This is a genomic window from Pseudomonas sp. SWRI154, assembly GCF_014268645.1.
Lineage (GTDB): Bacteria > Pseudomonadota > Gammaproteobacteria > Pseudomonadales > Pseudomonadaceae > Aquipseudomonas > Aquipseudomonas marvdashtae.
This window is the reverse complement of record NZ_JABWQW010000005.1, coordinates 226,683-238,219: the sequence shown is the minus strand read 5'-3', so window position 1 is coordinate 238,219 and position 11,537 is coordinate 226,683. Positions and strand designations below refer to the sequence as shown.

Below are 11,537 nucleotides of genomic sequence, written 5' to 3'. Positions count from 1 at the left end.
CAGGGGCTGCGCAGCAGACCCAAAACCATTCAGCAAGGTGTATCTGGATAATCGCAGGGTTGTATATACGACTGCTGCGCAGCCGAGCGGGAGCAAGCTCCCTCGCCACGGGGGTATCGTTTTTCTTGAGTGCCGCAGAAAACCCCAGCCCCAGACGAACACGTGACAAACCCATCCCCCTCAATCAACACTCACCTCCCCTTCTCAAAAAAAGACGAAGCAGGCCATGTACCCCTCGCTCAGCTCATTCACCCCGTGCGATCTCGACACCCTGCTGCGCAGCCTGAAACCCATCGCACCCTTGCTCGACACCCTCACCGACACCGTGTTCTTCATCAAGGACCATCAAGCCCGCTACGCCTTCGTCAACCGAACCCTTTCCCGGCGCTGTGGTTTCAAGCACGGCGACGACCTGATCGGCCTCACCGCCGAGCAAGTATTCCCGGAGCGCTTCGGCCCGCTGTACACCGAGCAGGATCGACGAGTGCTCGCCAGCGGCCGAGAACTCGCCGACCAGCTCGAACTGCACCTTTATTACGGCAACCAGCCGGTGTGGTGCCTGACCCACAAACTCGCCCTGCAGCAACCCGACGGCCAAATCGTTGGCTTGGCCGGCATCTCTCGCGACCTGCAACGACCGCAATCGGGCCACCCGGCTTTTCAGAAGCTGGCTGCGGTGGACGCGCACATCAAGCAGCACTTCGCTCGTCCCATCAGCCTCGCCGAGCTGACCGCCATCGCCGGGTTTTCAGTGGCGCAATTGGAGCGACACTGCAAACGCATCTTCCAGCTCACGCCGCGCCAGATGATCCAAAAAGCGCGGCTTGACGAGGCTTCGCGGCTGCTGTTGGAAAAGGACCTGCCCATCACCGAGATCGCCCTGCGCTGTGGATACACCGATCACAGTGCGTTCAGCCGCCAGTTCCGCGCGCTGACCAGCCTTTCGCCCAGTCAATACCGTGAAAACCTTCCCTGAGCTGTTCCTTTACAGGGCGTTTATTGGCGCAACTGCTCCCATCTGTAACACCGTGCCTGCGCGTCCCCACCCGTTGCTGATGCGTTCACAGTCCAACAAAACAATGTTTATCAACGGCTTATCGACCAGCTTTGAATAAAAACCAAAGAGGCACGCCAATTGCTTATTTAATATCGTATACGAAATCCTCAATACGATATCTCACCGCATTTATTCGACAGCGAGGCATTTATGAAAAACCCTGTATTGGCCGTAGCCCTCAGCGTTGTGCTTTTCCCTCTGCTCTCCCTTCCCGCCCAGGCCGACAAGCTCGACGACATCATCGGTTCGGGCAAACTGCGTTGCGCCGTGACCCTGGATTTCCCGCCCATGGGCTTTCGCGATGAAAGCAACAAGCCGGCGGGCTTCGACGTCGACTACTGTCACGACCTGGCGAAGGTCCTCGGCGTCGATGCCGAAGTGGTTGATACGCCGTTCTCCGACCGAATCCCCGCGCTGCTTTCAGGCCGCGCCGATGTGATCGTCGCCTCCACCTCGGACACCTTGGAACGGGCCAAGACCGTTGGCCTGACCGTGCCCTACTTCGCCTTCCAGATGGTCGTGCTGACCCGCGACGACACCGGCATCAACAGCTACGCCGACCTCAAGGGCAAGAAACTCGGCAACACCAGCAGCACCTATGAAGCCATTGCCCTGGAAAAAGACCAGAAAAGCTGGGGCAGCGGTAGCTTTCACGCGTATCAATCGCAGAACGACACCCTGTTGGCGGTCGCCCAAGGGCACATCGATGCGACCGTGGTGACCAACACCGTGGCCGCCGCGACGATCAAGTCGGGCAAGTACAAGGGCTTGAAAATCGCCGGTGACGCGCCTTATGTCATCGACTACGTGTCCCTCGGCGCCAAACGCAGCGAGTATGGCCTGATCAATTACCTCAACCTGTTCGTCAACCAGCAGGTGCGCACCGGCCGGTACAAGGAGCTGTTCGTCAAATGGGTCGGCACCGACATTCCGCCGGCCAATCTGACCGTGCCCCAGGTCTACTACTGAGGATCGGGGCATGCCAAGCACGCCTACCTGCTTGCAGGGCCGCAGCCTGGTCGAGGGTGCTGCCCAGGGCACCCTGCTGTTCGCCGACGTCGGCCTGAGTTTCTGGGGCGGGGTCGACCCGGCCACGGGCGAAGTCATTGACCGGCACCACCCCCTCAGTGGCGAACGCATGGCCGGTCGGGTGCTGGCGATTCCCAGCGGGCGCGGTTCCTGCACCGGCAGCAGCGTACTGATGGAACTCATCAGCAACGGCCACGCACCGGCCGCCCTGGTACTGGCCGAGACTGATGAAATCCTCGCCTTGGGCGTGCTGGCGGCCGAGGTGATTTTCCAGCGCTCACTGCCGGTTCTATGCATCGGACACGAGGCGTTCAACCGATTGCGCGGGCAAGGATTCGCTCGGGTCGAAGGCAACCGCCTGACCTTGTCGGGGCGCCGGCCCAACGATCAATGGCGCGAGACAGACAGCCTCCCGCAGTCGTCTTTACCTTCCACGGTCCGCTTGAACGAGCGGGATCAGGCGCTGCTCGACGGTGCCCACGGCAAGGCGGCCCAAGTGGCGATGCAAATCGTCCTGCGCATGGCCGACATCCAGGGCGCCACTGAGCTGCTGGACATCACCCAGGCGCACATCGACGGTTGTATCTACACCGGTCCCGCCAGCCTGCGCTTCGCCGAACAGCTGGTGCAGTGGGGCGCGAAAGTCTGCGTGCCAACCACCCTCAATTCGATTTCCGTGGACCAGCGCCGCTGGCGCGAACTGGGCGTCGATCCGGCCTTGGGCGAGCCGGCCAGTGCGTTAGGCGATGCTTACATGGCGATGGGCGCGCAGCTGAGTTTCACCTGCGCGCCCTACCTACTGGACACCGCGCCGAAGGCCGGCGAGCAGATCGTCTGGGCCGAATCCAATGCGGTGGTCTATGCCAACAGCGTGCTCGGTGCCCGTACGCAGAAGTACCCGGACTTCCTCGATATCTGCATCGCCCTGTGCGCTCGTGCACCGTTGGCCGGCTGCCATCTCGATGATCAGCGCAAGGCCGGCCTGATCGTCGAGGCGCCCAACCTTGGTCCGGTGGACGATAGCTTCTACCCACTACTCGGTTACCACGTTGGCAGTCTGGCAGGCCGGCGCATTCCGCTGATACGCGGGTTGGAAAACGCCGTCCCCACCCTGGACGACTTGAAAGCTTTCGGCGCAGCATTCGCTACCACCAGCGCCGCGCCGTTGTTCCACATCGCCGGCGTCACGCCGGAAGCCATCGACCCGGACGATGTCCTGGACCACGACGCCGTGCAGCCGCTGGAAATTGTCAACGCCGCGGGTTTGCTTGCCAGTTGGCGCGAACTCAACAGCGCCCGCCACGGTCACGTCGACGTGGTTTCCCTGGGTAACCCGCACTTTTCCCTGAGCGAATTCGCCGCCCTGGCGCAGCTATGCGCAGGCCGGGGCAAGCACCCCGACGTGGTGCTGGCAATCACCTGTGGCCGTGCCGTGCTCGAACAAGCTCGCCTGGCAGGTCACTTGGACGCCATCGTGACGTTCGGCGCAACGCTGGTCACCGACACCTGCTGGTGCATGTTGGGCGAGCCAGTCATCCCGCCCGCCGCCACGACCCTGATGACCAACTCGGGCAAATACGCCCATTACGCGCCGGGCCTGGTGGGTCGCGGCGTGCACTTCGCCAGCCTCGGCGATTGCGTCGAGGCCGCCTGCACCGCCACGGCCAGCGGCGAGCCGCCACTGTGGCTGCAACCCACCGCACGCAAGGGGACCGCACGCCATGTTTGACTACAGCTTCCAATGGCGCCCGGCCCTGCGCGCCTTGCCCGACATGCTCGCCGGCGCTTGGGTGACCTTCGAGACCGCCGCGCTGTCGATGATCTTCGGCGTGCTGATCGCCCTGGTGCTGACGGTGATGCGCCAGGCCCGCCATCCGTTGCTGCGCGGCGTGGGTAATGGCTGGGTGTCGATCGCCCGCAACACGCCCTCGCTGTTCCAGATCTACATCCTCTACTTCGGCCTCGGCTCACTCGGGCTGCACGTCAGTTCGTGGCTGGCCTTGCTGGCCGGGATCACTTTCAACAACGCTGGCTACCTGGCGGAAAACTTTCGCGGCGGGCTCAAGGCTGTGCCGAGTACGCAGATGCGCGCCGCCCGCTCCCTGGGGATGAGCGCGTTCCAGGCCTACCGGATGATCATCGTCCCGCAGTTGCTGCGCATCGTCTTCTACCCGTTGACGAACCAAATGGTCTGGGCGGTCCTTATGACGTCCCTGGGCGTCGTGGTCGGCCTCAACGACGACCTGACCGGCGTCACCCAGGAATACAACGTCAAGACCTTCCGCACCTTTGAATATTTCGCCCTCGCGGCGGTGCTGTATTACCTGATCGCCAAGCTGATCGTCGGGTTGGCCCGGCTGTTGTCCTGGCGCTTGTTTCGTTATTGAGAGGGCTCGTCATGTTTTCTACCAGCCTCACCGTTAACGACATCTTGTACCTGCTCGAGGGCGCCTGGGTCACGGTGCAACTCACCGCGTGGTCGATCCTGCTGGGCAGCGTCGCCGGTTTGCTGTTCGGCTTGCTGCGGGCGTTGTTGCCTCGGGCCAGCTTGCCGTTGGCCTGGGTGCTCGATGTGTTTCGCAGTGTGCCGCTGCTGATCCAGTTCGTGCTGTTCAATTCGCTCAAGAGCATCGTCGGCCTGAACCTCAGCGCCTTCGCGGTCGGTTGCATCGTGCTGGGGGTCTACGCCGCCGCGTATTTCACCGAGATCGTGCGCGGCGGCGTGCTGGCGGTGCCGTTGAGCACCCGACGGGCCAGTCGGTCCCTGGGCATGACCTACTTGCAGGACCTGCGTTTCATCGTCCTGCCGATCGCTACACGCGTGGCTTTTCCCGGTTGGTTGAATCTGGTACTCGGCGTGATGAAGGACAGCGCCCTGGTGATGTGGATCGGGATCATCGAACTGCTGCGCGCTTCGCAAACCATCGTGACGCGCATCCAGGAACCTCTGCTGGTGCTATGCATCGCGGGCCTCATTTACTACGTCATGAGCCTGGTGGTCGCCCGCCTGGGCGCGCGCCTGGAAAGAAGGTGGCAAGAAAATGATTGAGATCGAAAACGTGCACAAATCCATTGGCAACCTCGAAGTGGTCAAGGGCGTGAGCCTGACGGTGAACAAGGGCGAAGTCGTCTCGATCATCGGCGGCTCCGGCTCCGGCAAGTCGACCCTGCTGATGTGCATCAACGGTTTGGAGCCGATCCAGAAAGGCAGCATCCGCGTGGACGGCGTGGAGGTCCATGACAGCGCCACCGACCTCAACCGGTTGCGCCAGAAGATTGGCATCGTCTTCCAGCAATGGAACGCCTTCCCCCACCTGACCGTGCTGGAAAACGTGATGCTCGCGCCGCGCAAGGTGCTGGGCAAGAGCAAGCAGGACGCCGAGGCCCTGGCGGTGAAACAGCTTGAGCACGTGGGCCTGGGCGACAAGCTCAAGGCGTTCCCCGGCAAGCTGTCCGGCGGCCAGCAGCAGCGCATGGCAATCGCCCGGGCGCTGGCGATGTCACCGGACTACATGTTGTTCGACGAAGCCACTTCGGCCCTCGATCCGCAACTGGTGGGCGAAGTGCTGGACACCATGCGCATGCTCGCCGAAGACGGCATGACCATGGTGCTGGTCACCCACGAGATCCGCTTCGCCCGGGACGTCTCCGATCGCGTGGCGTTCTTCTGCAACGGGCGGGTTCATGAAATCGGGCCGCCGGACCAGGTGCTGGGCAATCCTGTGCAGCCGGAGACGGCAGCGTTCCTCAAGTCGGTGAAATAGGAGCAACCCATGCGCTCATCCAAAGTCATTCACGTAGTGAGCTGCCACGCCGAAGGCGAAGTCGGTGATGTGATTGTCGGCGGCGTTGCCCCTCCTCCAGGCGATACCGTGTGGGAGCAATCGCGCTGGATCGCCCGGGACCAGACCCTGCGCAATTTCGTCTTGAACGAACCCCGTGGCGGCGTGTTTCGCCACGTCAACCTGCTGGTGCCGGCCAAGGACCCGCGGGCGCAAATGGCCTGGATCATCATGGAGCCGGCCGACACGCCGCCAATGTCCGGCTCCAACTCTTTGTGCGTCGCCACCGTGTTGCTGGACAGTGGCATCCTGCCGATGACCGAACCGCAGACGCGACTAGTGCTCGAAGCGCCGGGCGGCCTGATCGAGGCGCTGGCCGACTGTCGTGACGGCAAGGTGCAACGGGTGGAAATCAAGAACGTACCCTCCTTCGCCGACCGCCTCGACGCCTGGATCGAAGTCGACGGGCTGGGTTCGCTGCAAGTGGACACTGCCTACGGTGGCGACAGTTTCGTCATCGTCGATGCCCAGCGCCTTGGCTTCACCATTCGCCCCGACGAAGCCGCCGAGCTAGTGGCCGTGGGGCTGAAGATCACCCGGGCCGCGAACGAGCAACTGGGCTTCGTGCATCCGTTGAATCCCGACTGGTCGCACATCTCGTTCTGCCAGATCGCGGCGCCCATCGTGATGGAAAACGGCGTTGCCACCGGCGCCAACGCGGTGGTCATCCAGCCCGGCAAGATCGATCGTTCGCCCACCGGCACCGGATGTTCGGCGCGCATGGCGGCGCTGCACGCCAAAGGCTTGATGCAGGTGGGCAACCGTTTTATTGGCCGTTCGATCATCGGCTCCGAATTTCATTGCCGCATTGATTCGCTGGCCGAGCTGGCTGGACGCATGGCGATTTACCCGTGCATCGCCGGGCGGGCGTGGATCACCGGCACCCACCAGTTGTTGTTGGACCCGGCGGATCCGTGGCCGCAAGGCTATCGGCTTTCAGATACCTGGCCCGGCGCATGATTCCAGACCTACACAACCCCTTTGTGGCGAGGGAGCAAGCTCCCTCGCCACAAAAGCACTATCAAAAACGGAGACAACCATGAGCAAACGCATCAACTGGAGCGGCGTATTTCCCGCTGTCACCACGCAATTCAACGATGACTTTTCCATCAATCTGGAGAAAACCCATCAGGTCATTTCCAACGTTATCCGCGATGGCGTTTCCGGCCTGGTGGTCTGCGGCTCAGTGGGGGAAAACACCTCCCTGAGCGCCGAGGAAAAAATTGCCGTGACCGAAGTCGCGGTGGACGCTTCCCGTGGCCGGGTGCCGGTGATCTGCGGCGTGGCCGAGTTCACCAGCGTGCAGGCCGCCAAGGTCGCCAATGCCGTGCGCAAGGTTGGGGTGGACGGGGTGATGCTGATGCCGGCGCTGGTCTACGGCTCCAAGCCGTTCGAGACCGCCGAGCATTTCCGCTACGTGGCCCGGCATGCCGACGTGCCGTTGATGGTCTACAACAACCCGCCGATCTACAAGAACGACGTCACCCCCGACATCCTGATTTCCCTGGCCGATTGCGACAACGTGGTGTGCTTCAAGGATTCTTCTGGCGACACCCGGCGCTTCATCGACGTGCGCAATGAAGTCGGCGATCGCTTCGTGCTGTTCGCCGGTCTCGACGACGTGGTGCTGGAAAGCCTCGCGGTGGGCGCCGAGGGCTGGGTCTCGGGCATGTCCAACGTGTTCCCGAAAGAAGGCGAAACCATTTTTCGCCTGGCCCGCGCCGGACGCTTTGCCGAAGCCATGCCGATCTACGAATGGCTGATGCCGATCCTGCACCTGGACGCCCGCGCCGACCTGGTGCAATGCATCAAGCTGTGCGAAGCCATCGCCGGCCGCGGCAGCGCCCTCACCCGCCCACCGCGCCTGGCCTTGCCGGAAGAAGACCGGGTATATGTAGAGCAGATCATGGCCAAGGCCCTGGCCAATCGGCCAACTTTGCCGGATGTCGGGCTATAACCACCGACACAGTGATCGGAGCTTGTCAGTAATCCTGTTCAAACAACAGCGGACCGGACTCTGTATGCTACAGGGCTCGGCCCGCCAAGCTTCTTTTGATTCGCGGGTTTGTAGTAGTGGAGTACTTACCCAGCCCAGTCTCTAGCTAGGCCGCCGGCTGTCACTGTAGAGAGCCAGCGACTGTGACATCAAAGAGGAAACCTATAATGTATTTCTCTTACGAAGCGGGAGGTCCAAGGGCACCAGACGCCGTCGGGTAAAACCCCAGAACCTGGTATCCCTACGAGCTCAATATTATCTTCGACTGTAAACGCAGCCCCATCGCAGTAATGTTGTTGAACAGCAAACAACGAGATAGAGTCTGGTGCCAGATGGAATGACCACCGCTCATTGTAAGGTTTCCGTTCACGCACGATTTTTCCCATTATCATAAACGGATCACCGGGCTGGTTGTTGTTACTAATAATGGCGGAAATCTGCTCCGCTAATGCCGGATCGTCGATGGCAACCACAAATTCATGGGGGCCGAAAGAAGACGTATCTCCGCTTGGCGAGCTAAACCCATCCTTTGTCACGAAAGAAAAATACCGAGTGTCTGGCTCCGCGATAGCGGTCGAACTCATCGCGACAATGGCAGACAACAACAATAAGCGTAACAGCGAGTTTGCTTTCATCAACTTAATATCCAATAACACCTAATTAAATCAACTCCACAGCATCAGGAGTCAACGTCGAGTTAATGTTCGCACTATTTTATCCATCTTCGATCAATAATAGTTTAACCAAACACTACGATAAGACAGTTATAGGGGGCGTTCTGGAATGGCCGGACATTTAGCGCTAACGAGCCGTCGTCACTTCATAAAAAATATATCAAAACAAACTTGGCACTCTTCACTTTTCAGCCCTCTCGCCCATCCACGACGCTTCTCGGCGGCCATTCACAAGCGGCCCGCTGCTTTCACCGACGCAGCCGACCAGCAACACCTCGCCATCGCCAGTCTTTGCTACGCTTTTGCCGGCGCTATGACGCGAACGGGAGGCGTTCCATGAACTATTTCCTGGCCCAGGCCCTCAACAACCGATGGGCCAACCATCGGCTGCTAGGCGCCTGCGCGCAGCTGAACACGGCGGAGTACGAGGCCTACCGGACCAGTTTCTTCCCCTCCATCCAAGCCACCTTGTGCCATATCCTCGAGGTAGACCGCTATTACCTCACCGCCCTGGAAGGCGATGTGGACGGCCAGAAGCACGACTTCTTCGAAACCTTGACCTTCGCCGAACTGAAGGCACAGCAGGAGCGAACCGATCATAGGCTGGTGGCGTTCTGCGAAGCCCTGCGAGAGACAGACCTGCCTCGCGCCATCGATCTGGTGCGCGCCGACGGCGAGGTGCGCGAACGGATCGACCGATTGCTCCTGCACCTGTTCGAACACCAGATCCATCACCGCGGCCAGGTCCACACCATGCTCAGCGCCACCCACGTTGATCCGCCACAACTCGATGAGTTTTTTCTCGATTGCGACCGGCGGTTTCGCGCGGATGAGGAACATCTGCTTCAACTCAGTGAACCGCGCGTCTGGCGCGAGTATCTGTTACCGACCCACCCAAAGGAGACCTCGCCATGAACATCACTCTTCGTTGCATTGGCTTGTCGTTGGCGCTGATGACTACGGCGGCATTCGCCCACCATGGCTGGAGCGAATACGACGCGAGTAATCCGCTGACGCTCGAAGGCACGATAAAGCAAGCTGGCTATTCCCATCCCCATGGCACCGTGCGCCTGCAAACCACCGACAAGACCTGGACCGTGGTGCTCGCGCCACCCTCGCGTATGGAAAGCCGCGGGCTGAGCAAAGACATGCTCAAGGCCGGTAACACCGCCACCGTGGTCGGCTATCCAAATCGCAATAAACCCGATGAGCTGCGCGCAGAACGCATCACCATCGGCGACAAGACCACCGAGTTGCGCTGATGCAGGACGCCGCTCCAGCCGCCGCCCCGCAAGGCTGGATGGACCAACTGGGCGACTCGTCCCTGGCGTTGGCCATGCGCAGCGAGCTATGGCTGTATCCGCTGGTGGAAGTGGTGCACATCATCGGTTTTTCGCTGCTGGTGGGCGCGGTGGTGATGTTCGATCTACGCGTTCTCGGGCTGTCGAAGGATATCGCCGTGACCTCACTGGCACGCCTTCTGCTGCGCTGGGCAGTGGCAGCGCTGTTGCTGATCGTGCCTGCGGGATTGATGATGTTCAGCGCTCATCCTCAGGACTTCGCCGGCAACGATGTATTCATTCTCAAGCTCTGCCTGATCGCGGCAGCCGGCATCAATGCCCTGTTGTTCCATGTTGGACCCCACCGCTCGGTCGAGCAGTGGAACACCGGCCACAAGGCACCCGGCCTGGCCAGAACCCAGGCGCTGGTGTCCGTGCTGCTATGGGTTGCAGTCATTCTCTGCGGTCGATTGCTGGCCTACACCTGAGCGACACCTGAAAAAAGGCGATGGCCGCTGCCGGCCATCGCCAAACCGCCCAGCTCAGGCGCCCTCAAAGCTGTGCGGGGGATACGATGATTTTCACGTTGTGCTCCTTGTTATTGACCAACTCCTCGAAGCCTTGCCCGACGATTTGCTCCAACTGGATGCGCCCCGTCACCAGCGGCGAAATGTCCAGGCGTCCGTCAGCGATGAAGGCAATCACGTCGGCAAATTCGCCGTTGTAGGCCAGCGCGCCAAGCACCTGTTTCTCGGTGGAGACCAGTTCGAAGAAGTTGAACTCGCTCGGTTCTTCGAAGATGCCCACCAACACACATTTGCCCGCCTTGCGGATCAGGTCGATGGCGAACTTGGCGGTGTGCTTGTTGCCGATGCATTCGAAGCTGACATCGGCGCCCAAGCCACCGGTCAAGCGGCGTACCTCGGCCAGGGCGTCACATTGGTTGGGATCGATGACATGGCTGGCGCCCACTTCCAGCGCCTTGGCCTTGCGCGCGCCGGACATTTCCAGGGCAATCACCTGGGCCGCACCGGCGGCCTTGGCGCACATGATGGTGCACAGGCCGATGGTGCCTGCGCCGACCACCACCACGTTCTGCCCCAGCAGGCTGCCGGCCTTCTTCACCGCGTGCATGCCCACCGCCAGCGGCTCGATCAACGCACCGGCCTCGGTGGGAAAATTGGCCGGCAGTTTATAGAGCAGATTAGCCGGGACATTGACCAGCTCGGCGAACGCGCCGTTGTTCATCAACCCGGTGAATGCCAGGTTCTCGCAGATGTTGTACAGCCCGTGGGTGCAGTAGTAACAGGTGCCGCAGTGCTGGCAGGCATCCGCCGCCACCGGCTCGCCGACGCTGAAGCCTTCGACGCCGTCGCCCAGTTCGACGATCTCGCCACAGAACTCATGGCCGAGGATGCACTGGCCCTTGATCCCGGTCAGCGGGTGCGGCGCGTCCACCGGGATGAACACCGGCCCGGCCACGTACTCGTGCAGGTCGGAGCCGCAGATGCCGCACCACTGCACGCGGATCTGCACCCAACCGGCGGGTGGCGAAACCGGCAGTGGCACGTCTTCGACGCGGATGTCATTGCGGCCATGCCAGACAGCGGCACGCATGCTGCGGGTCGGTTTGATTGAAACGTTCATGGCGTTACCTCC

General features: G+C 61.2%; 13 protein-coding genes. 11 read left to right on the top strand and 2 right to left on the bottom strand.

Annotated features, from left to right (window positions below; all coding sequences use genetic code 11):
- Positions 1-226: 226 nt before the first annotated feature.
- From HU806_RS07180 to HU806_RS07145, 8 genes are all read left to right on the top strand, one after another.
- Positions 227-976: an AraC family transcriptional regulator gene (locus tag HU806_RS07180; protein ID WP_186610728.1), complete on the top strand. Its 750-nt coding sequence runs from the start codon at positions 227-229 to the stop codon at positions 974-976.
- A gap of 231 nt (positions 977-1,207) precedes the next feature.
- On the top strand, positions 1,208-2,026 hold the full coding sequence (locus tag HU806_RS07175) for an ABC transporter substrate-binding protein (RefSeq protein WP_186610727.1): 819 nt from the start codon (positions 1,208-1,210) through the stop codon (positions 2,024-2,026).
- 10 nt (positions 2,027-2,036) lie between these two features.
- The gene (gene lhpI / locus HU806_RS07170; RefSeq protein ID WP_186610726.1) at positions 2,037-3,815 is read left to right on the top strand and encodes a cis-3-hydroxy-L-proline dehydratase; all 1,779 of its coding nucleotides are present in this window, start codon (positions 2,037-2,039) and stop codon (positions 3,813-3,815) included.
- Positions 3,808-4,473 (top strand): amino acid ABC transporter permease, encoded by a 666-nt coding sequence (locus HU806_RS07165; RefSeq protein ID WP_186610725.1) that lies wholly within the window; start codon positions 3,808-3,810, stop codon positions 4,471-4,473. Before lhpI ends, HU806_RS07165 begins: the two co-directional genes overlap by 8 nt.
- Positions 4,474-4,484: 11 nt before the next feature.
- Positions 4,485-5,135 carry an amino acid ABC transporter permease gene (locus HU806_RS07160; protein WP_186610724.1) on the top strand — a complete coding sequence of 217 codons (651 nt, stop codon included), beginning with the start codon at positions 4,485-4,487 and terminating at the stop codon, positions 5,133-5,135.
- Positions 5,128-5,850, top strand: a complete 723-nt coding sequence (locus HU806_RS07155; RefSeq protein WP_186610723.1) for an amino acid ABC transporter ATP-binding protein — start codon at positions 5,128-5,130, stop codon at positions 5,848-5,850. Before HU806_RS07160 ends, HU806_RS07155 begins: the two co-directional genes overlap by 8 nt.
- Positions 5,851-5,859: 9 nt before the next feature.
- Positions 5,860-6,888, top strand: a complete 1,029-nt coding sequence (locus HU806_RS07150; RefSeq protein ID WP_186610722.1) for a trans-3-hydroxy-L-proline dehydratase — start codon at positions 5,860-5,862, stop codon at positions 6,886-6,888.
- Positions 6,889-6,967: 79 nt separating this feature from the next.
- The gene (locus HU806_RS07145) at positions 6,968-7,885 is read left to right on the top strand and encodes a dihydrodipicolinate synthase family protein (protein ID WP_186610721.1); all 918 of its coding nucleotides are present in this window, start codon (positions 6,968-6,970) and stop codon (positions 7,883-7,885) included.
- A 188-nt stretch (positions 7,886-8,073) separates the two neighbouring features.
- Here the strand turns inward: HU806_RS07145 and HU806_RS07140 are convergent, their stop codons facing one another.
- Entirely contained in the window at positions 8,074-8,559 is a 486-nt protein-coding gene (locus tag HU806_RS07140; RefSeq protein WP_186610720.1) for a BP74-related protein, read from the bottom strand.
- Between the two features lie 375 nt (positions 8,560-8,934).
- Between HU806_RS07140 and HU806_RS07135 the strand changes: the two genes are divergently transcribed.
- From HU806_RS07135 to HU806_RS07125, 3 genes are read left to right on the top strand one after another with little or no spacing between them, the layout of a single operon-like run.
- A complete protein-coding gene (locus tag HU806_RS07135) occupies positions 8,935-9,513 on the top strand; it encodes a DinB family protein (protein ID WP_186610719.1) in 579 nt (192 codons plus the stop codon).
- Positions 9,510-9,860, top strand: coding sequence for a DUF6152 family protein (locus HU806_RS07130; RefSeq protein WP_186610718.1), 351 nt, complete (start codon positions 9,510-9,512; stop codon positions 9,858-9,860). The genes HU806_RS07135 and HU806_RS07130 overlap by 4 nt, the downstream gene beginning before the upstream one ends.
- Positions 9,860-10,366, top strand: a complete 507-nt coding sequence (locus HU806_RS07125) for a DUF6644 family protein (protein ID WP_202884427.1) — start codon at positions 9,860-9,862, stop codon at positions 10,364-10,366. Before HU806_RS07130 ends, HU806_RS07125 begins: the two co-directional genes overlap by 1 nt.
- Before the next feature lie 64 nt (positions 10,367-10,430).
- On the opposite strand, the gene HU806_RS07120 is transcribed toward HU806_RS07125, so the two are convergent.
- Complete coding sequence (locus HU806_RS07120; protein ID WP_238350131.1) at positions 10,431-11,495, bottom strand: 2,3-butanediol dehydrogenase; 1,065 nt, start codon at positions 11,493-11,495, stop codon at positions 10,431-10,433.
- Positions 11,496-11,537 lie beyond the last annotated feature (42 nt).